The 19,849-nt window shown below is 40.2% G+C and carries 19 protein-coding genes and 1 tRNA gene; 15 read left to right on the forward strand and 5 right to left on the reverse strand.

From position 1 onward, the window contains the following. Window positions 1-20 precede the first annotated feature (20 nt). Together IT6_RS08405 and IT6_RS10685 are read left to right on the forward strand one after the other, a co-directional pair. The gene (locus tag IT6_RS08405; protein ID WP_134439645.1) at window positions 21-551 is read left to right on the forward strand and encodes a hypothetical protein; all 531 of its coding nucleotides are present in this window, start codon (window positions 21-23) and stop codon (window positions 549-551) included. After that, window positions 523-747: a zinc ribbon domain-containing protein gene (locus IT6_RS10685; RefSeq protein ID WP_206826047.1), complete on the forward strand. Its 225-nt coding sequence runs from the start codon at window positions 523-525 to the stop codon at window positions 745-747. Before IT6_RS08405 ends, IT6_RS10685 begins: the two co-directional genes overlap by 29 nt. Before the next feature lie 135 nt (window positions 748-882). On the opposite strand, the gene IT6_RS08415 is transcribed toward IT6_RS10685, so the two are convergent. Then, window positions 883-1,794 carry a YpsA SLOG family protein gene (locus IT6_RS08415; protein ID WP_134439646.1) on the reverse strand — a complete coding sequence of 304 codons (912 nt, stop codon included), beginning with the start codon at window positions 1,792-1,794 and terminating at the stop codon, window positions 883-885. A gap of 65 nt (window positions 1,795-1,859) precedes the next feature. Between IT6_RS08415 and IT6_RS08420 the strand changes: the two genes are divergently transcribed. Further along, a complete protein-coding gene (locus tag IT6_RS08420) occupies window positions 1,860-2,300 on the forward strand; it encodes an acyl-CoA thioesterase (RefSeq protein WP_206826049.1) in 441 nt (146 codons plus the stop codon). Between the two features lie 36 nt (window positions 2,301-2,336). Beyond that, window positions 2,337-3,326 carry an NAD(P)H-quinone oxidoreductase gene (locus IT6_RS08425; protein ID WP_134439648.1) on the forward strand — a complete coding sequence of 330 codons (990 nt, stop codon included), beginning with the start codon at window positions 2,337-2,339 and terminating at the stop codon, window positions 3,324-3,326. 147 nt (window positions 3,327-3,473) lie between these two features. Here IT6_RS08425 and IT6_RS08430 read toward each other — a convergent pair. After that, window positions 3,474-3,546 (reverse strand) — tRNA-His (locus IT6_RS08430). A gap of 173 nt (window positions 3,547-3,719) precedes the next feature. Here IT6_RS08430 and IT6_RS08435 point away from each other — a divergent pair. Beyond that, entirely contained in the window at window positions 3,720-5,276 is a 1,557-nt protein-coding gene (locus tag IT6_RS08435) for an NAD(P)H-hydrate dehydratase (protein WP_134439649.1), read from the forward strand. Window positions 5,277-5,309: 33 nt separating this feature from the next. Here IT6_RS08435 and IT6_RS08440 read toward each other — a convergent pair whose 3' ends face one another. Next, window positions 5,310-6,467 (reverse strand): sulfite reductase subunit alpha, encoded by a 1,158-nt coding sequence (locus tag IT6_RS08440; protein ID WP_242524182.1) that lies wholly within the window; start codon window positions 6,465-6,467, stop codon window positions 5,310-5,312. A 79-nt stretch (window positions 6,468-6,546) separates the two neighbouring features. On the opposite strand from IT6_RS08440, the gene IT6_RS08445 reads away from it, so the two are divergent. From IT6_RS08445 to IT6_RS08475, 7 genes are all read left to right on the forward strand, one after another. Continuing rightward, window positions 6,547-7,488: a type I phosphomannose isomerase catalytic subunit gene (locus IT6_RS08445; RefSeq protein ID WP_206826051.1), complete on the forward strand. Its 942-nt coding sequence runs from the start codon at window positions 6,547-6,549 to the stop codon at window positions 7,486-7,488. Window positions 7,489-7,622: 134 nt separating this feature from the next. Beyond that, window positions 7,623-8,372, forward strand: a complete 750-nt coding sequence (locus tag IT6_RS08450; protein ID WP_206826053.1) for a DUF72 domain-containing protein — start codon at window positions 7,623-7,625, stop codon at window positions 8,370-8,372. A gap of 138 nt (window positions 8,373-8,510) precedes the next feature. After that, window positions 8,511-9,203, forward strand: a complete 693-nt coding sequence (locus IT6_RS08455; RefSeq protein WP_206826054.1) for a phosphoribosyltransferase — start codon at window positions 8,511-8,513, stop codon at window positions 9,201-9,203. A gap of 12 nt (window positions 9,204-9,215) precedes the next feature. Further along, complete coding sequence (gene uvrB, locus IT6_RS08460; protein ID WP_134439654.1) at window positions 9,216-11,291, forward strand: excinuclease ABC subunit UvrB; 2,076 nt, start codon at window positions 9,216-9,218, stop codon at window positions 11,289-11,291. Between the two features lie 88 nt (window positions 11,292-11,379). Beyond that, complete coding sequence (pyrH, locus tag IT6_RS08465) at window positions 11,380-12,141, forward strand: UMP kinase (protein WP_134439655.1); 762 nt, start codon at window positions 11,380-11,382, stop codon at window positions 12,139-12,141. 58 nt (window positions 12,142-12,199) lie between these two features. Further along, a complete protein-coding gene (gene frr, locus IT6_RS08470; RefSeq protein ID WP_134439656.1) occupies window positions 12,200-12,760 on the forward strand; it encodes a ribosome recycling factor in 561 nt (186 codons plus the stop codon). Between the two features lie 6 nt (window positions 12,761-12,766). Next, entirely contained in the window at window positions 12,767-13,348 is a 582-nt protein-coding gene (locus IT6_RS08475; RefSeq protein WP_206826055.1) for a DJ-1/PfpI family protein, read from the forward strand. Window positions 13,349-13,356: 8 nt separating this feature from the next. Here the strand turns inward: IT6_RS08475 and IT6_RS08480 are convergent, their stop codons facing one another. Beyond that, entirely contained in the window at window positions 13,357-14,490 is a 1,134-nt protein-coding gene (locus IT6_RS08480) for an NAD(P)/FAD-dependent oxidoreductase (RefSeq protein WP_206826056.1), read from the reverse strand. A gap of 126 nt (window positions 14,491-14,616) precedes the next feature. Between IT6_RS08480 and IT6_RS08485 the strand changes: the two genes are divergently transcribed. Together IT6_RS08485 and IT6_RS08490 are read left to right on the forward strand one after the other, a co-directional pair. Beyond that, the gene (locus IT6_RS08485) at window positions 14,617-17,220 is read left to right on the forward strand and encodes a glycoside hydrolase family 55 protein (RefSeq protein ID WP_242524183.1); all 2,604 of its coding nucleotides are present in this window, start codon (window positions 14,617-14,619) and stop codon (window positions 17,218-17,220) included. A gap of 58 nt (window positions 17,221-17,278) precedes the next feature. Then, window positions 17,279-18,331 (forward strand): mannose-1-phosphate guanylyltransferase, encoded by a 1,053-nt coding sequence (locus IT6_RS08490; RefSeq protein WP_206826057.1) that lies wholly within the window; start codon window positions 17,279-17,281, stop codon window positions 18,329-18,331. A 117-nt stretch (window positions 18,332-18,448) separates the two neighbouring features. Here the strand turns inward: IT6_RS08490 and IT6_RS08495 are convergent, their stop codons facing one another. Continuing rightward, entirely contained in the window at window positions 18,449-19,204 is a 756-nt protein-coding gene (locus IT6_RS08495; protein WP_134439660.1) for an SDR family oxidoreductase, read from the reverse strand. A gap of 184 nt (window positions 19,205-19,388) precedes the next feature. Here IT6_RS08495 and IT6_RS08500 point away from each other — a divergent pair, with 184 nt between their 5' ends. Then, entirely contained in the window at window positions 19,389-19,832 is a 444-nt protein-coding gene (locus tag IT6_RS08500) for a hypothetical protein (protein ID WP_206826059.1), read from the forward strand. Window positions 19,833-19,849 lie beyond the last annotated feature (17 nt).

Raw genomic sequence — 19,849 nt, forward strand, 5'->3', positions numbered from 1 at the left:
GGATAAAGCTGAGTAAAAATATGAATTTTGAAGACAACTTTTTATATGCTTTAGAAAATACACAAATTATTTTACCGCCTCGGCGTGTTGTTTCTACTTTTGGGACGACTCTTCTCAATTATCACCTTGTTACTGAAGATCTCGACAGGGTGGAAGTCTGTTTTGTGAGGGAAGGAAAACTGGAGGCCGAGAGACCCCGGATTATTACTTCACGGCAGTTTGCCAAGCTTTCATTGGAGGGTTTTGGTAAAGAAGCTCAAGAGTATGCCGAGTGGTTGCTAAAGAATGCTCAACAAGGGAATGTTTCTTTCTTGCGCTACGGATTTTTATTCAAGAAAGATGACATTCGTTTCAATGAAGTTAAAGGTTCTCCTGAAGAGGTGTGTGAAAGACTTAAAGAAGAGCTGCTTAAAGAAGGAGATCCTTTATCACTTCTTTTGAAAGGGGAAGAAGAACTTTGGGAAGTCTCCCTACTTAAGTTTCTGATCGATTGGGTGCGAATGTCTGTTGGGAAAAATATTTATGATTTTCGCCAAGAGGGTTTTATTTGATACATCCTTGGGCTACAAGCTCCACGGGTTGGGGGGCTGGCTGAGGATCGTACTGGCCCCGTACACGAGCCAGACTGGTCCGGTGCCGGAATGCGGACATGTAAACCAAGCGAATCGGCCGAGGCAAACGACATTCCGGTGCGAGAGGTGCGGGTATGAGGGTCATGCCAATACAGTGGGAGCGATGAACATATGAAGGGCTGGACTGGCCCGGATCGCCTGTTCTCCAGTGTAGCGCTGGGGAGTCGGTTGTTCGACCGATCCAAGGGGTGCAACTAGGTCTCTAGTGGCAGGAAGGAATCCTCCGCCTTCAGGCGGGGGAGGAGGTCAATCATTGACCACTTTTGGAACGTTCTATAATGAGAGTGACTCGGCCTACATTTGGAAAAGGAAATTTTGAAATTTTTATTTTTAGCCCTAAAATCAGGGGATTAGTTAACAGCTCTTCCGCAATCTCTTCAGCTAAAGATTCAATGAGATTTCTTGGTTTTGAGGAGGCAATCAGTTCTACCTTTTGTTTTATTACAGCATAGTCCAAGGTGTTAGAAAGATTATCGGTTAGCCGGGCTTCGTGGATAACCTGAAGGGCTAAATAAAGATCAAGCGATATAACAATCCGCTGTTTTTTTTTCCTTTCCTCTTCTGTTACTCCAATGAATGCTTCTACATTTATATCTTCTAGCCTTATTATGTCTCTAAGGGAGGTTAACTGATTTTGTTGATTTTTTTGTCTAAAAGCTAGGGCTAAGCCGTAATCGGGAGCTCGAAAAAAACTTTCCGGTAGCACTTCTTTTTTGATGGAGTGTTCGAGAAGTTGATAGCAAAATTCGTAAATGCCTTTCTCTTTACTTTCTCTGGAGCCTGCAACATTAAGAATTTCGATCGTATTTGAACTTAGAAATTCTTGGACCCTGATCTCTTTTTCTGGGGAATTTTCATGAATATGAAGCCAAGGTTTTCCAAAGTTTTCTGCAAATTTTTGGGTGGCCAGAGAGCCTTCGGTTAAGCTTGGATTTAAAGTGACAATCAAAGTGCCATCCGAATCCCATACATTCCATGCCGTTCTTGTTGTGTAACTTGTTGTAGGGGTTTCTGAAAGCTGATAACGTAAGGGAATGATTCCCGACTCTGAAAGCCTGCCTTTAGGACACCATCCTCCATGAGGTATGTCCTTTGCAATTGCCCAATCCAGAGCTGCTCTATCTGCCCCTGTTTGGCCACCAGATACGATTTTTCTTATCATTAAGGTTGATTTTTAAGTAAAAAAAGCATGAACATGAAGCAAAAAATCTGTAATAGTTTTTTCAGATGCCCAATCTAGCCGAACTTCCTGAATCAGAGTCAAAAATCAAGGTCTTTTTTTTCGATACGGATTCCTGTGGGGTTGTCCATAATATTGCTTATTTACGTTTTGTAGAGGTTGCCCGTTCAGAACTGGCCGAAAAGCTTGGATGGCCTTTGAAAGAAATGGAACGGACGGGTCTTGTGCCCGTGGTGGTAAAAACGGAGATCGATTATAAAGCCCCGGCTAGGCTAGGTGACGAGGTGCAAATCATTTCCAGGCTTAGTCGGGTAGAAAAAGTCCGGTTTCAGATCGAGTTTGAATTAAGGAAAGAAAATTCTGCGGGTCAACTGCTTGCCCTTTGCCGTCAGACTCTTGCTTGTGTTAAACTGCCGGAAGGCAAACCTGCTCCAATTCCTTTAAACTGGGCTCAAATTTATCCATGGCTTGTGGGCAGGAAAAAATAATCAAGTTGGTTTAATGAAAAGAGTGTCCTGTTGATAATGAGAAGCTGCTGGATAATCGAAGAAGAAAATAAGCACAGAAAGCTCAAGCCGGTTTGTCTCCCTTCCCTTCATCCTGGAAGAGCCGAATTAAAAATTGATGTTTATTATGCGGGTATCAATAGAGCTGATCTCCTCCAGTTGCAAGGTGTCTATCCCCAACCAGGACCAGCTGTTCCATATGAGATTCCAGGATTGGAGTTCTCTGGTATTATAAGCGAGGTGGGCTTAGAAGTACAATCTTGGAAAGAGGGCGATCAGGTGTTCGGATTAGTTATAGGTGGAGCCTTTTCATCGGAAATCATCGTTCATGAAAGAATGGCGTTGGCTGTTTCTGGAAAACTTTCTCTGATGGAGGCGGCAGCCATTCCAGAAACCTTTTTTACAGCATGGGATGGATTAGAGTATAGACTAAAAGCTAAAGAAAATGAAACTCTTTTGATTTCGGCAGCGGGAAGCGGTGTTGGTCTTTCTGCTTTGGCTTTGGCCAGGATAAAGAATTTAAAGCCCTTTTGTACAGTGAGGACTCCCTCCAAAAAAAATAGGCTGCTTGAGGTTGGAGCCTTAGATGTCGTTGTAGCTGAGGAACAAAATCTTGTTGAGTGGGCTTTATCCAGAACTGAGGGGAAGGGAATGGATATGATTTTTGACCTAGTAGGAGGGGCAAACTTTAGTCTTTATCTTTCCCTGGTTGCTGAAAGAGGTAGAATTTTGTGTCTTGGGCTTTTAGGAGGAACAAAGACAGAGATCTCCCTTGAGCTTTTACTTCGGAAAAGGTTAACCCTCGTTGGATCCACACTGCGTTCGAGACCCATAGAAGAGAAGATATGTTTAACTCAGGATTTCCGGAGAAAAATTCTTCCTTATTTTATTAATGGAGAACTAAAGCCAGTTATAGATCAAGTTTTCCCTTGGGATCAGTTACCTCAAGCTTTGAGTGTTTTGAAAGCTAATAAAAATTTTGGGAAACTATTGCTTAAAGTAAGATAAAATTGAATTTTTTAAGCTTAATTTCCATTAGATAACAAGTTGTAAAAAAAGTTGTTTTTATAAGGAACTTTTAACCGCTTTCAATAACATAGCTTATCAGTTCGAGATGAAATTTAATGGAATGATTTAAAGAGCAATAGAGTTATGGGCGACCGACGGGACTTGAACCCGCAACAGCCAGAGCCACAATCTGGTGCTCTACCGATTGAGCTACGGCCGCCATTTTTTTTAGGCTTAATTTATAATTATTATCTGTAGTTTTTTAGATTGCACTTAAAAACATGTATTAATAAAGAAAAAATTGTTCGCTTGTCGTATGTTCATCTTAATAGAGATCAACATTGAATGATTTTAAATTAAAAAGCTCTCCCGTTGAGCATAATGATTTGAACAATGAATATAGTTGATGTCCAGGGGATAAGAAAACTTGAAGAAGAGGAAATAGCGAGTGGTACTCCTGCTGAGGTTTTAATGGAAAGGGCAGGAAGAATGGCTGCTGCATTCGTTGAGGAGTATTGTTCTCGGCATCGTTCTCTTCTGGCTATAATTGGAAGAGGGAACAATGGGGGAGACGGTCTTGTTATAACAAGAGAATTATTAAAAAAAGGATGGGTTGTTTATGTTTATCTTACAGCGGAAAGAGCCAAGTTAGGACCTTTATGCAAAAAGAAGTTGGATGAATTGGTTCAGAATTTTCCTGACTTAGCCATTTTTGAATATCCAACTCCTGCTCCCTGGACTAAGGCTGATTATGTTTTGGACTCCATACTTGGCATTGGCATGAAAGGTGAGCTACAGGGCGAGCTGGCTAACCTTGTAATGGAACTTAATGAAAAGAGAAATCGGTGTTTTTTTGAAACGATTGCTGTGGATTGTCCTACAGGTCTTTGGGAAGGTTCCAAGCACAACTCTCTTGCTGTTGTCGCTGATTTAACGATTGCAATAGGATATGGTAAGGATTTTTTGTTTAGAGAGGAGCTTTCTCATTTCACGGGAAGAATCGAAATTATACCGATTTTTGAAAAATCTCCTTCTTATTCAGGTTTCGAGTCCTTAACAGGATGGGAGCTTGCTTGCCTATTCCCTTTTAGAAGCTATTATTCCCACAAGGGTAATTATGGCCGGGTAGTGATTTTTGGTGGATCCATAGGCTATACTGGAGCTCCTGTTATGGCTGCCCAGGCTGCACTACGCATAGGTTCAGGTCTTGTTTATATTGGGGTCCCGCAGGAAATCTATTCAATAGTCGCTACAAAAGTTTTTCCTGAATGTCTTGTTTTCCCTTTCGAGGATAAGCGACTATTTGATGCAGTGGTTTCTCAAGCATCGGTTGTCGCCATGGGGCCAGGGTTCGGATTAGAAAAGAAATCAGAGTTTTTTTTTAGAACCCTTATGCAGCTGGACAAGCCTTTAGTCATTGATGCCGATTGTTTGACCTTGCTTGCTCGTAATCCTGAGCTCTACGAGGAGATTAAAAAATGGGCTGTTTTAACACCCCATCCCGGTGAAATGAAAAGATTGTTAAGAAAAGAATTTTCAGCTGAAGAAAGAATGGAAATAGCTAAGTCTTTTGTCAAAGACAAAAAAATTACCTTGGTATTGAAAGGGGTAAGAACATTGGTTGCTCAAGAGGGCAAAGCTTTGTTTGTCAATACCAGTGGTAATCCTGGACTATCAACAGGTGGCTCAGGAGACAGCTTATTGGGTATTATTGCTGGACTTATCGCCCAGGGGTTTGATCCCTTTGATGCTGCACGGTGCGGGGTATGGATCCATGGTAAATCCGCTGACATAGCGGCAGAAAAAAGAAAAACTAAAGAAGGATTGTTACCCATGGATGTGGCTGAAAATATAAGTGCAGCTCTCTTATGGATGCGTTCGGATTTGCGTCGGGTACTGGATCAAAAAAGTTATTGGAATGAAATTCAAGCCTATTATGCAGCCAAATGAAAAGCTGAGTTTAACCTACCAAGCCTCTTTCTCTTAATAAACATCTTTGCGATAACGCTTTTGTTCCTTTGCCAGAACGATATTAATATAATGGGTAGCTTCTTGTTGAGCCATGCCACCAGCCTCTCTAGCTATATCGATGAGTGTTTGATGAACATCCTTGGCCATGCGTTTGGCATCACCGCAAACATAGACATATGCTCCATTTTGTAACCAATCCCAAAGCTCTTTTGCAGAAGCTTTCATTTTATGCTGCACATAAACTTTGTAGGATTGATCCCTAGAAAAAGCGGTATCTAACCGTGTTAAAACTCCTTGATTTAACCAATGAAGCAGTTCCTCTTTGTAAAGAAAATCAGTACTTTGATGTTGTTCACCAAAGAAAAGCCAATTTCTTCCCCTATGTCCAGCGACCATCCGGTGTTGGAGAAAGGCACGAAAAGGAGCTATCCCAGTTCCAGGCCCAATCATGATGATATCGGCTAAGGGATCTTCAGGAAGATGAAAATGTTTTGCAGGTTGGTTATAAACAGGGATTTCTTTGACTCCTTTTTTTACAAACCGACTTAGAAAGCCTGTAGCCAGTCCATACCTCATTCTTCCAGCAACCTTATAACTTACTACTGCAACTGTCAGATGCACTTCTTCTGGAAACAAAAGAGGTGAAGAAGCTATGGAATAAAGGCGAGGAACCATCCGGCCCAGTGAAGAGACAAGCTCATGGCTACTGAAGGAAACTCCAGGGAATTCTTCTAAAAAATCCAAGTAATCTTTTCCCCATAAATAAAACTCTAGTTCTTTTTCATTTTGTAAAATCTCTTCAAGCCTTGTTCTTGCTGAAGGGGAGGAAACTTTTTGCGCTAAAAGCTGTACAAATTTTTTGGTTACTCGTGTTAACACAACATGCTTTGAAAGGAACTCCTTAAGGGGAAGTTTTGTATTTTGAAAGACAACTTCTTCTTCAGGGTCGAGGGATAAACTTTCCAATATCTGATCAACAATAAAGGGAGGGTTAGAAGGGAAGATGCCTAGAGAGTCTCCAACCTGATAGTTCAGCCCACTGCCTTTAATATCGATAACGATATGCCGGGTCTCTTTTTCCGAACCTTCTTTTGTAAGCAAACTATTTTCAGATATAGAAGCAAGGTAAGGATTGGTTCTGCTGATCACATTATTTTTAACTTGTTCCATTTTAGGGTATATCATACATAAAATAAATTTAACAAATATCTATTTATTTTTTTAATCTTATCAATCTTTGTTTTCTTTTATGGCGATTTTGCAGTTTAAGCCAATCTACAAAAAAAAAATATGGGGTGGTGATCGCATCAAGCTCCTTTATTCGAAACAGGAAAGTCAAGAGATATCCCAAGTTGGAGAGGTTTGGGAACTGGTCGATAGGGAAGAAGAGCTGAGTGTCCTTGAATATCCCTATGGTTCCTTGCATAATCTCCACGAGCTTTGGATCAACAAAAAAAAGGAGATATTCGGAAAGAAATCTCCATCGGGATCTCGTTTTCCACTGATCGTTAAAATCTTGGATTGCCAGCTGCCAACGAGTATTCAAGTTCATCCTGATGCTGAAACAGCAAAGAGTTTTGGTTGGGAAAAGAAAACAGAGTTCTGGTTTTTCCTGGATGCCTGTCCAGGTTCTTTTGTTTATCTTGGATTTAAGGAGCAGATCTTTGCTGATCAATTAGCCGAAATCATAGGTAAAAAAGAAATAATTGCTTATATAAACAAAATTCCAACCTTGCGTTCTCATGGTCTTTTAGTGCGTTCAGGTCAGATCCATGCTATTGGAGGAGGTAACCTGATACTTGAAATCCAGGAAAATTCGGATACTACTTTTCGCATTTATGATTGGGAAAGAAAAAACAAAGAAGGATTGTCCCGGCCCATCCATAACCAAGAAGCCATGCTTTCATTATCGCTTTCCCCCTATAGCCCTAAACTGCTTTCTCCCGAAGAAATCTTCATTTTAGAAAATAACTTTGCTGTTAAAAGAATTGAACTTGGCTTTGAGCAAGCTTCCTTTCACCCAATGCATGGAGATTCTTTTATGTACCTCTTTGTTTGTGAAGGGAGGATACGCATTGAAAACAGTCTTTACAAAAAGGGCCAGGGCATCTTGGTCTCGGCAAATCATGGGCCACTGAAAATTATTGGGGTAGAGAACAAAAATGAAATCATCTCTGTTAGTTTTCCTTAAGGAGTAAACAATTCGCTCTTTTAAATAATCTTTTCTTGCTTCATCTAGACGACACCGTCGGTAAGCTTTATTTTTAGATTAACCCTAAAAGGGAAGAGAATAAATATTCAGATTATTTGGAGAAATCTGAGTCAATGATGCACAAAGAGTCAAAAAAGCTTCCAAAATTTTGGATTGGAACCTCGGGGTGGAATTATCAAGAATGGAAAGGGACTTTTTACCCCGAAGATTTATCTTCATCCCGTTGGTTTGATTATTACTGCAAGATATTCAATACAGTTGAAATCAATGCTACTTTTTATAGGACTTTCCCTCAATCGACTTATGAACGTTGGGCAAAAAATTCTCCCCAAGGCTTCCGTTTTGTGTTGAAAGTGCCTAGAATAATTAGCCATTTGCATCTTTTACAGAATGTCGGAGAGCTGATTTCCAATTTTTGTGAACTCTCTTCAGCACTGGGTGAAAAAAGAGGACTCTATCTACTGCAACTTTCTCCCAAATTCCCGCTAGACAAAAAGAGATTAGAACAGGCTTTAGATGCTTTTCCTGATCCTTCAAAAGTAGCTGTAGAATTTAGAACTAAAGGAGATGTATCTTTTCTTTTAGATCTTTTAAAAGAGAAAAAAGCTATCTACTGTATTGCTGACTCTCCTTTAGTCCGAATACGTCCTATCTTGACTTCGACAATCGGTTATATCCGGCTTCATGGCAGAAAACAGTGGTTCTATCATTTTTATACCCCTGATGAAATGAAAGAAATTCTGACTACGGTAAAAGAGCTTGTCGAAGAAGGAGCTGAAGAAATCTATATCTTTTTTAATAATACTGCAATGGGGTGGGCTGCGGAAAATGCTCTTACCGTTAAGAAATCCCTGGAGGGCTAACAATACATTTAGCCATAGGAGAGGATGCGATAAAATTCCTTCAACCTTTTCGTTATTTTGGATAAGAAGAAGGAAAAGAAAAAAGAGCAAGCAAAAGGGTAGAAAAGCAGAGTTCTTTGTTTTAAATTGTATTAAAAAATGCCTTATAGAATATTTTTGGATAGAAAAGAAGCGGGAATATTGTTAGCTGAAGAGCTTCTTGAGTATGGGGGCAAACCGGACGTCGTTGTATTGGCTTTGCCTCGAGGAGGTGTAGAAGTAGGCTTTGTTATTTCCAAGATTCTTAAACTGCCTTTAGACATTTTTGTGGTGAGAAAAATTGGCGTTCCATGGCAAGAGGAGCTTGCCATGGGAGCCATCGCTTCGGGTGGAATTCAAGTTTTAAACCAGGCGGTGATCAACTCTTTGAACATTGATGAAGAAACGATCAGGGAAGTAACGGCTCGAGAACTCCAGGAATTGCATAGAAGGGAAAATCTTTATCGGAGAGAACTTCCCCCTCTATTACTCGAGAATAAAAGAGTTATTTTGGTGGATGATGGCATAGCTACAGGTTCTACGATCCGAGCGGCGGTAGCGGCTATAAGAAAGCTTTCTCCAAAAGAAATTGTGGTTGCTGTTCCTGTTGCTCCGCCTCGTGCCTTTGAAGAAATGAAAAAAGTTGCCGATAAAGTGATCATATTAATGACTCCAGAAGAGTTTTTTGGTGTAGGTCAATGGTATGAAAATTTCAGTCAATTGTCTGATTGGGATGTTTGTTCACTGTTGAGGGAGTCTCGGAAGGAAACCCCTGGCAAGGGCCATGAAGTATTGACTAATTCAGGACTTTAATCGGCACGGGTTATGTTTGAAAAAAATTTAGATAGAAAATTTAAGGTTGTTTCTCCTTTTGAACCTTGTGGGGATCAGGGAAAAGCCATAGAAGAACTTTCTGAGGGGATTAAAGCGGGGAAAAAACATCAGGTGCTACTTGGTGTAACAGGTTCGGGAAAGACTTTTACCATTGCCAAATGCATTGAAAAAGTCCAAAAACCAACCCTGATCATTTGTCACAATAAAACCCTTGCTGCACAATTATATAGCGAATATAAGCAATTTTTCCCTGATGCTGCTGTTGAATATTTTGTATCCTATTTCGATTACTACCAGCCTGAAGCTTATATTCCTAGCACAGACACTTACATCGAGAAAGATTCGAGTGTCAATGTGGAAATAGAAAGATTAAGGCTTTCGGCGACAAACTCTTTGCTCACGCGCCGGGATGTTATCGTTGTTGCCAGTGTTTCCTGTATTTATGGTTTAGGTTCACCGGAGGACTACGAGAGTTTGTGTTGCCAAATAGAGGTTGGGCAAAGCATCTCAAGGAATCAATTTTTGGCACTGCTTGTAGAGATGCTTTATGAAAGAAACGATTTTCAGCTGACTCGAGGAAAATTTCGGGTAAGAGGGGATGTGGTTGAAATTTGTCATGTTTCTCCCGATCGAGGTCTGAGGATAGAATTTTTTGGAAATCGGATTGAACGGATCACGGAATTTGAACTGCAGACAGGAAGAAGTGTATGTCGTCTTCAGAAAGAGTTGATATTCCCAGCGAGTCACTTTGTAACAACGTCGGAAAAATTAAAAAGAGCCATTAGATCGATTCGACAGGAACTCGACGAACGTATAGCCGAACTTGAATCCAAGGGTAAACTGTTAGAGGCTCAAAGATTGAAGTTAAGGACGGAGAATGACTTGGAAATGCTTGAGGAACTGGGTTTTTGTAATGGGATTGAAAATTATAGTCGGCATTTGAGTGGACGAGCTGCGGGTTCTGCTCCCTATACTTTGCTTGATTTCTTCCCCCAAGATTTTTTGACCGTTATCGATGAAAGTCATGCAACCATTCCTCAGATTCAAGGTATGTATGAAGGAGATATGTCAAGGAAAAGGACTCTTGTGGAGCATGGTTTTAGACTGCCTTCAGCCTTAGACAATAGGCCTCTATCCTTTTCTGAGTTTGAAGCTAAAATTGGACAGCTGATTTATGTTTCTGCTACTCCTGGAGAATATGAATTGAGAAAGACAGAAGGGAGGGTCATCGAGCAAATTATCAGGCCTACTGGGTTATTAGATCCTGAAGTTGAAGTGCGCCCCCTTGAAGGTCAAATAGACGACGTGATCAAAGAGAGCTCTTTACGGATAAAAGAAGGCCAAAGAGTACTTGTGCTGACACTGACAAAGCAAACTGCTGAAGATTTATCAGATTATCTTAGAGAGTTAGGTTTCAAAGTTCGTTATCTTCATTCTGAGCTTGATGCGATTGAAAGGGTTGAGATATTACGTGAACTTAGGTCTGGAGGTTGTGATGTTCTAGTGGGCATAAATCTCTTAAGAGAGGGACTAGACCTGCCTGAAGTTTCACTAGTATGTATTCTTGATGCGGATAAGGAAGGATATTTAAGATCTGAAAAATCTCTTATTCAGATTGCTGGACGAGCTGCTCGTCATGAAAAGGGTAAAGTCATACTTTATGCAGACAACTTGACTCAATCGATTAAAAAGCTTATCGCCGTCACCAATTATCGAAGAAACAAACAGTTAAAGTATAACGAGCAACATGGCATAACACCAAAGAGTGTGAGAGCAAAGGAGTTGGTCAGTCTTCATGGGTTGATAAGAGCTGAAGAGAAAGAAGCCTTCACTTTTAAGGATATCCAGACTAAAAGTGATTATATGGAGTTGATAAAGGAACTGGGGGCTGCCATGATCGAAGCCTCTGCAAAACTGGAATTTGAAAAAGCAGCTCTTTTCCGTGATCAGATAGAAGAACTTAAAAGAAGGTTAAAAGAGGGAAAAGAACCGTCAGCGGATTTTTCTTTTATTCCTTTAGGAGAAAGGAAAACAAAACGAAAAAAGAAAGTATTGAGGGGAGGATAGTCTGGAGAGGTTTTGAAACGAGATCTATTTTAGATCGACTTTTATTTTTAACTTTAGGAAGATGTCTTAACTTCAAAAAGGCAAAGATATGGAATTTCTTGATGATCGGAACAGGACTCCTGTTTACAAAAGAATTCTTTTAAAACTCAGTGGTGAAGTCTTATCGGGTGAATCAGACCATTTAGATCTAGAAGTGGCACGTAAAATTGCCCAACAGATTGCTGAAATTTACAGTTTAGGGGTAGGAATTGGTATCGTGATTGGAGGGGGTAACATATGGAGAGGATCAATGGCTGCGGGTTCTGAATTTTTGGATAGACCTACGGCCGACTACATGGGGATGTTGGCTACAATAATCAATGGATTGGCCTTGCAAGGGGCTCTGGAGCATTTAGGTATTCCCACTCGGGTTCAAACAGCTATAGAAGTGAAAAATGTGGCTGAACCTTTTATTCGAAGAAGAGCAATCAGGCACTTAGAAAAGGGAAGAATCGTTATTTTTGTTGCCGGCACAGGTAATCCCTTTTTTTCTACAGATACAGCTGCCGCTTTAAGAGCCAGTGAAATTGAAGCACAGGTTATTCTCAAAGCAACAAAGGTTGAGGGGGTCTATGATAGTGATCCCAAAATTAACCCTAAAGCAAAACGATATGAACACTTGACCTACCTTGATGCGATCCAAAACAGGCTATTAATTATGGATTCAACAGCCTTTTCTTTGTGCATGGATAATCACATCCCTATTGTGGTCTTTGACATGTTTAAACCAGGTAATCTCAAAGCGGTTATTTTTGGAGATCCAGTTGGAACATTGGTCTCGGACCATGAGAAGAGTTTAATAAGAAGATAGAGTTTATTTTAATTCTTTATTATAATATTAAATTGTCGGAGTTTGAAAGGGGATGACTATGAGTGTAGAAGATGTTTTGTTAGAGGCAGAAGAGAAAATGGAAAAGGCTGTTGAGAAAACCCGTGTTGAGCTTGCTTCCTTGCGTTCTGGCAAAGCGAATCCAGAAATGATATCCAATATATCCGTAGAGGCTTATGAGACTCACATGAAATTAAGGGATCTTGCCGCCATTACAGCCCCGGATGTGAGTTTACTTATTGTTCAACCGTGGGATCTGACCCTTGTTGAACCAATACGTAAAGCGATAGAGGAATCAAAACTTGGCTTAAATCCTGCTGTAGATGCCAAAATGATAAGAATCCCTATTCCCCCTTTATCAGAAGAAAGAAGACTAGAGTTGATAAAGGTAGCTAGAAAGCTTTCTGAAGAGGGTAGAGTCGGTATTAGAGCGATTCGTCGTCATTGTATGGAAGAACTGAAAAAGCTAGAGAAGGATGCTCATCTCAGCGAGGATGAACTAGAGCGAGCGGAAAAAGAAATTCAAAAAATAACTGATGAGTATATAGAAAAGATTGATCACATTTTAGCAACAAAAGAAAAGGATCTCATGAAAGTGTAAAAGATTATGGCAGAAAAAAAGATTTTGATGATTGTTGGGGATTTTGCAGAAGATTATGAAGTCATGGTGCCTTTTCAATTCCTTTGTGCCATAGGGCATAAGGTGGATGTGGTCTGTCCTGGCAGAACAAAGGGCCAGAAGATAATCACTGCCATTCATGATTTTGAGGCAGAACAGACCTATTCAGAAAAAAGGGGACATTATTTTGTTCTTAATGCGGATTTTGAAAAAGTGGTCCCTCAAGAATATGACGGCCTGGTTCTTCCTGGAGGTCGAGCACCGGAATATTTGCGACTCTATCCAAAGGTGATTGAAATAATTCGTCATTTTTTTGAACAGAAAAAGCCAGTGGCAGCAATATGTCATGGTATCCAGTTGCTGACCGCATCAAAAGTACTATCTGGCTATCGTCTTACGGCTTATCCTGCTGTAGGACCGGAGGTTAATTTGAGTGGAGCTGAATATGTTTCCGTAGATTTTGAGGATGCAGTAATAGATCAAAACCTTGTTACGGCTCCTGGTTGGCCTGCTCATCCACGTTGGATGTCTCTTTTTTTATCTCTTTTAGGAACAAAAGTTTATCTTTAGCCAACAATCTATTCTTGTTTTAACCGGATCGGCGAGTAGTGTTCAAGCTCGATGTTAAGGTGGGAATAATGATCGGGGAGGGCTTCACTGGTGATTAGACATGAGGATATTTCTCCAACTGCTGGAGAAGTTTCTATGCCCGAACCACCCAGAGCAGCTACCCAAAAAAAACCGGCTTTCTCTGGATCAAAACCAATGACCGGAATTTGGTCTTTGACAAAAGAACGAAGCCCAGCCCATTTTCGATTTATCTTTTGAATTTTAAGCCGAGTTGCTTTTTCTATCCTTTTTTGAGCTAGCATGCAGTCGGATTCGTCGGGTTTGGCATCACAAGGTATTGATGGGGTTTGATCAGCTGGAGAAGCCAATATTTCATTGTGATGGGGTTTAAAATAAAACTCTTCACCGATCTCAATAACCATAGGCCAATGTATAATGGAATAATCTGGTGGTGGGTCAAAAGTAATTACGGTTCTTTTTTTAGGTACAATACCTAAGGGTTTTATTGAAGCCTGTTTTGCTACCTCATCTGCCCAAGCTCCCGCTGCATTGATAAGGACATTGCCGACATACAGTCCTTTTGCTCCTTCTACCCTCCAACCGATTTGTTGTTTTTCGATATGGCTTACAGGAGTATTGAAATAAATCTTCCCTCCATTTTGGATCACCCCTTTAAGGTAGCCTTGAAGCAACTCAGGTTGATGGATATCCTTTCCAGTGGTTTCTATGATCCCTCCTCCGTCTACAGATTCCTTTTTTAAAATCGGAACAAACTCAAGGGCCTCCTCAACCGAAATTTTCCTTAGAGAAAGTTCAGGGGATTGGTTTTTCAAAAACCATTTTTCTAAAAGTTCTTTTTTTTCTTTTCTTGCAATAAACAACGCCATTCTCGGAGTTGTGAGAGGATGTTGAAAAATTTCGGGAGGTGATTCAAAAAATTTTTTGCTTGCCCAAGTTAGGATTCTTACATGGGGAAGTCCATGACTACCTCGAAAAAAAACAGCCGATCTTCCCGTGGAATGATATCCAGCAGAAGACTCTTTTTCCAGGATAATGACTGAAAGGCCTTTTTGAGCAAGATGAAAGCCAACAGATGCTCCTGCAATGCCTGCTCCGATAATTATACAATCCGCTTTTTCCATAATGTTATTTTTAAAATAGAGAAAAGGAGATCAGAGAAAAACAGAAAAATTCTTTCGTAAGGTATTATCTTGTTTATAGATAAAGATCTTATAAAAATATAAGGGCAATAAGAAGGGGAGGAGATCTTGTTAAACTTAAATAAAATTTTAATTTTAGGTTTTATCTCTTTTTGTTGCTTTTATTATTCTACATTTTTTGTTTATGCTCGATCAAGCACCTTCTGGGTATCTGAACCGGTCGAACCCGCAGATGGAGTTATAGTATATGGTTGGGGATTTGCTCCCAAAGAAGAAATATTTCTTTGGGCATTACCCGATGAGGATCCCAAAACGGGTTATGTTCCTTTTTCTTTTTCCAAGGAAAAAAGGGTAACGGTTAGCCCGATGCAGGTTACTGAACAGTCTATAAAATTTGAGATCCCCGCAGTATTTCCCCCTGGAATATTTGGCGTGGAGATAGCCGAAAATCAATTTTTGATTAACCGACCCAGAATAGAATGGTGCCAGCCAAGTAGGCTTCTTCCCGGTTTAAAACAAGATGAGACTTATCCTGGATCGGAATTATGTATCATTGGACACAATATTCTTTTATCCCCAGAAGACGCTCAGAGAGTAAAGGTGATGGTGACAGCCAAGAAAAGCAACCAATCTCTTTTTTTGGAGGTCATTGAAGTCGAAAAATATTGCTGTCGGGTTAAGATTCCAGAAACCCTCTCAACCGGTGAATACGACTTGTTGATCCATAATGGTCATGGAGGCCAATCGGGATGGAGCGAACCTTTCTTGCTTAGGGTGGTTAACCCGGCCTCATGGCCTTCTAAGATTCTCAGTATTAGGGAGTATGGAGCAAAAGGTGATGGCAAAAGTGATGATTCAGAAGCTTTACGGAAAGTTCTCAAGGCTGCGGAGTCCAATGGAGGAGCCATAGTCTATATTCCGGCAGGAATATACAAGGTCAAAGGAAGTTTTTATATTCCTCCAAAAACATTACTGGAAGGGGATGGGGTGGATTTTTCATGGTTAAGCTGGCCTGAGAATGAACCTCATGGGGAAGAGGATTTTATTCCCGCAGCCTTTGTTTCTTCAGGACAGTTTGCATTGGAAGAGTTGTCGATAAGTGTCAGAAATGCTAAACGAGTTTTGGTTGATCGTTCTATTCTTAAGGATGAAGAAGTTCTGGGAAATGCAAAGGACTGGGAAGATCTATCCTCCCTTTTTAAAGGAGGACCCTCTGCTCCAACGGGTAGTGCATCAGATGTCTTTTTGCGCAATATCCGCATTCAGTTTTTCCCTTTCTATGGGTATCCCCAGGATGGTATCCTCAATAGTCCTCAATGGAAAATATTAAAATGGGGATTGGTCCCTTCTCCTGGACTTGGTTTTGCACTTGCACTTGGCAGCCTTGCAAATGTTGAAATTTCTGGATGTGAGATTATTGGTTGTAGGCAGAGAGCTGTGCATTTAAAAAACGGCCGCATAACACAAAATAGCTTTTATAACCCGATGGGGGCATTTTGTTTAACTGAAATCGGAGGAGAAAAGTTATTTGTTGAAGATAACTGGTTTTCTGATGAATCAGCTTTTTATAGGAGACTTTCTCCTTTGAGGTACATGTATGTTGCCCATAATCAATTTTCTGAGTTTGGTCGAGGAAATCGATTGGCTTTGTCTTGTAATCTTGGATTTCTCATGGGGAAGAAAAAAGAAAATACTTTAACAAGGCATCAACCTCTTAAAGCGACAGCGGTTGGCAATGAACTTATTCTTAAAGAAGGGACTTTTGCTAAAGATTCTTTGGTTAATCAACAACTCCTTATTGTCGAGGATCACAAAGAACCTATAGCAAGAAAGGTAATCGCAAACAACGAGCATAAAGTGTCAATCGATTCTGGAGCTTCTTTGTCCCAGGATAAAGAGCTTTCTGTCTATCTTCTTCCTTGGAGTAGTCCTTTTGTATGTTCTGTTGTGTCTTCGGAAAAGGCTGAAACCAAAGTTTCAGAAAAAAATCTTCTCCCTGGTCTTGTGGGTCTGGATGTCCTTGTGGTCTCAGGTAAGGGGGCCGGACAACTCCGCCAAGTAACTGCTCAAAATGCTAATACGATTAGCATTGATAGGCCATGGGATGTAGCCCCAGATTTTTCAAGTCTTTTGCTTTTTTATCAGTGGGAAGGTAGATCGATTTTTTTCGAAAATCAGGGGCAAGATTGTAGGTTTCTCTTTCCTTTGAGTCGATTTGGCTATGATGTCATTTTTGATGGAAATCAGGTGAAGAGATCTGGAGGAATGATTGCTGAAGGAGGATATTTTATACAATGGATTAATAATATCTTGGATGTAGCAGTGAATTATCCTGCCGTTAGGACTGAAGACCCTCTGGATTTGAGAATTAAAAGCTTGGATTTTGGAGCGCTAGGTTTTCTTATAGACAAGCAAATGGATTCTAATAAGGAGGCCCCTTTTGAAACAATCCGCGCAGCAGTGTTAAGATCAAATCGCCTTGCCTTTGGGCATCGTATTGTTGTAGGGGTTGACCATAATGGAGAGGGTATTTCCACTCAGGCTGTAGTGGGCAAAGATCTCCTTATAGATCATAATTGGTTTGAACATGGACTGAATGGTATAGAGATCGGTGAGGGTATCCGTCAAAGTATAGTCATGCGCAACCTGTATTTTGATATAAAAGAACCTTTAAGGATCAAAGAGAAAAAGGATATCTTTATAAAAGATTGATTTTTTTTGGATCAAAAGAATTTTTTGTATTTCTAATTTTAGAAATCGTAGAATATTTGTGGATAACTATTTTGTTTTTATTTTAGCTGGGGGAAGTGGAGAACGATTCTGGCCGGTGAGCCGGGCAGATGCTCCAAAGCATTTGATTACTTTTTTCGCAAATAAAACACTTCTCGAAGAAACCCTAGATAGGGTTAAGAATTTAGTTCCAGAGGATCATCTCTATATTTTGACCAACAGCAACCAACTTTCTCTCATTGAAAAAACGTTGCCCGATTTTCCACTTCGAAGAATTATTCCTGAACCTGAAAAAAAAGACACGGCTGCAGCCGTTACTTTGGCCACGGCCATAGCTGCAAAGGAGTCTGAGCAAGCCGTTATTGTTTTATTGCCTGCGGATAGCAAAATAGAAAATAAAGAAATATTTAGAAGACAAATTCTCTCTTCCTTAAGGTTTGCTCAGGATGAGAACTGTATTGTTACTTTTTCTATTCCACCCAAGTTTCCCGCTACCGAATTTGGTTACCTCAAGCTTGATAAATCAAGATATTGTGTAAAAAACAATGAAAAATTTTTCCCTGTTGTACAATTTGTGGAAAAACCAACTGCTGAACGTGCCCAAGGCTATATTGAGGAAGGAAATTATGGCTGGAATTCAGGAATGTTTGTATGGTCAGTCAAAACATTTTTAGAGGAAACACATAAATGGGTCTCTCCACTCTATCGATTTGTTCTTGATTATCTGAAAGATTCGTCTGGATGGGAAAAACAATTCAAAAGATTACCACAGATATCTATTGATTATGCTTTGATGGAAAAAACCGATAAAATATTTGCAATAGAAGCGGAATTTGACTGGGATGATTTAGGAAGTTGGATATCGGTGGCTGCGTATTTAGAGAATGATGAAAAGGGAAACAGGATAAAAGGAAAAGTTTGTTCATATGGCTCAGAGAAAAACATCGTTGTGTCCCATTCAAAATTGATTGCCCTATGTGGTGTAAAAGATACAGTCGTTATAGAATCCGATCATGCAATTCTTGTTTGCTCTAAAGAAAGCCTACAGGAATTAAAAAAACTGTATGCGCTTTTGCCTCCCGAACATAAATAAGGAATGATATTCGCTGGATTTATCAGCCAATATTCTTTCTTCTGGAGAAGAAAAATGGCTTCCCGTAAAAGGGGGGGCATAATGATGAAATAATGGGGAAAAAGCAAGCTGACTATTTTAAATAGTTTCTGTAGTTGGCCTAATCACTATTTCATTAATGTCGACGTGTAAAGGCTGAAGAAGAGCATAGAGGATAGCCGAGGCAACTTCTTCGGGCTTAAGCAAAGGAAAATGATCAAGCTCAGTAAGGAGTGATCTTTTAATTTCCTCATCTTCAATCGTGTCAAAAATCTCGGTTTGTACATAGCCTGTTTCCACAAGGCAAATTTTTATTTGATCATAGGAGGAAAGTTCCAATCTTAATCCTTCGGCTAGGGTCCGAATGGCTGCTGCTGAAGCTGAATATAGAGTTGAACCCGGGAAAACTTTTCGAGAAGCGATGCTGGAAACAAAGACGAGATGACCGTATTTTTGCTCAAGAAAGGTAGGCAGTATTGCTGCTATCCCATGAATGGCTCCTTTAAGGTTAATATCAATAGTATTGAGCCATTCGCCCACTCTCATTTTTCTCATCAGAGAAAGGGGCATTATTCCCGCACTATTAATAAAGATATCCACACCACCAAACTTTTTTTTAGCTCCCAAAACAAGATTTTCAACATCGTTGAGTTCTCTGACGTTAGTGCGGATCGCTAATGCAGCCGATCCAATCGATTCTATTTTTTGTACAAGATTATTCAACCGTTCTATCCTGCGAGCGCCCACTACGATGTTCGCTCCTTCACTGGCAAGGGCAAGAGCCGTGGCATAACCGATTCCACTTGAAGCTCCTATTATAATCGCTGTTTTTCTACTCAGTGATTTAGGAGTCATGATTTATCCATATTTTGATAACTAATTTATCATCAACAGATCTTCTATTCGACAAAAATTTTTTTACTTTCTCTCCCACTGAAAAGAAATCGTAACCTTGTTTTAAGAATATGTTTTTTTTGGATATAGTGTAAAATCGAAATCCAATTCAGCTGTGACATAAACAAAATCACGAGTATGTAAGATGGGTAGAAAATTGGAAAAAAGTCTTGGGCTTTTCATTTTGGTATTTTTCTGTTTGGTTTCGTGCAGTAAAAGACAACAACAGATCTGTCCGATTACTGAAAGAGATAAACAATTATTTAAGGAAAGATTGGAACAAAGGCCCTTTGTCAAAATTACTATCCTCTCTATTGAACCGAGTCGGAAATATCCTTGTGGAGTTGCTGTCCAATGGCGTACGGCAGTAACCGTTCTTACGAGATCTCCAGAGGGAAATGTTGTCAGTGGTTTTTGCGGTCATTTCGACATGAGTCAGGATTTTCCTCGGAATTCATTTGGAGAAATCGACGTTACGGCGCACATTTCTCCATTTTGGACAGATATGATTCATGAACTTCAAACATATTGGCTCATGAGCCAGCCCGTTAGGCAGATTCCACCTTCAAGGCCGATACCTCCACCCTAAGTTCTTCCAGCTGAAGG

Source organism: Methylacidiphilum caldifontis (genome assembly GCF_017310505.1).
Lineage (GTDB): Bacteria > Verrucomicrobiota > Verrucomicrobiia > Methylacidiphilales > Methylacidiphilaceae > Methylacidiphilum > Methylacidiphilum caldifontis.

Bases quoted from the DNA above. Each gene is read 5' to 3' on its own strand.
- IT6_RS08425 (WP_134439648.1), top strand. From the start codon at position 2,337: ATGAGAAGCTGCTGGATAATCGAAGAAGAAAATAAGCACAGAAAGCTC.
- IT6_RS08480 (WP_206826056.1), bottom strand. From the start codon at position 14,490: ATGGAAAAAGCGGATTGTATAATTATCGGAGCAGGCATTGCAGGAGCA.
- IT6_RS08435 (WP_134439649.1), top strand. From the start codon at position 3,720: ATGAATATAGTTGATGTCCAGGGGATAAGAAAACTTGAAGAAGAGGAA.
- uvrB (WP_134439654.1), top strand. From the start codon at position 9,216: ATGTTTGAAAAAAATTTAGATAGAAAATTTAAGGTTGTTTCTCCTTTT.
- IT6_RS08500 (WP_206826059.1), top strand. From the start codon at position 19,389: ATGGGTAGAAAATTGGAAAAAAGTCTTGGGCTTTTCATTTTGGTATTT.
- IT6_RS08495 (WP_134439660.1), bottom strand. From the start codon at position 19,204: ATGACTCCTAAATCACTGAGTAGAAAAACAGCGATTATAATAGGAGCT.
- IT6_RS08405 (WP_134439645.1), top strand. From the start codon at position 21: ATGAATTTTGAAGACAACTTTTTATATGCTTTAGAAAATACACAAATT.
- IT6_RS08455 (WP_206826054.1), top strand. From the start codon at position 8,511: ATGCCTTATAGAATATTTTTGGATAGAAAAGAAGCGGGAATATTGTTA.
- IT6_RS08440 (WP_242524182.1), bottom strand. From the start codon at position 6,467: ATGGAACAAGTTAAAAATAATGTGATCAGCAGAACCAATCCTTACCTT.
- pyrH (WP_134439655.1), top strand. From the start codon at position 11,380: ATGGAATTTCTTGATGATCGGAACAGGACTCCTGTTTACAAAAGAATT.
- IT6_RS10685 (WP_206826047.1), top strand. From the start codon at position 523: ATGATTTTCGCCAAGAGGGTTTTATTTGATACATCCTTGGGCTACAAG.
- IT6_RS08445 (WP_206826051.1), top strand. From the start codon at position 6,547: ATGGCGATTTTGCAGTTTAAGCCAATCTACAAAAAAAAAATATGGGGT.
- IT6_RS08475 (WP_206826055.1), top strand. From the start codon at position 12,767: ATGGCAGAAAAAAAGATTTTGATGATTGTTGGGGATTTTGCAGAAGAT.
- IT6_RS08420 (WP_206826049.1), top strand. From the start codon at position 1,860: ATGCCCAATCTAGCCGAACTTCCTGAATCAGAGTCAAAAATCAAGGTC.
- frr (WP_134439656.1), top strand. From the start codon at position 12,200: ATGAGTGTAGAAGATGTTTTGTTAGAGGCAGAAGAGAAAATGGAAAAG.
- IT6_RS08415 (WP_134439646.1), bottom strand. From the start codon at position 1,794: ATGATAAGAAAAATCGTATCTGGTGGCCAAACAGGGGCAGATAGAGCA.
- IT6_RS08450 (WP_206826053.1), top strand. From the start codon at position 7,623: ATGATGCACAAAGAGTCAAAAAAGCTTCCAAAATTTTGGATTGGAACC.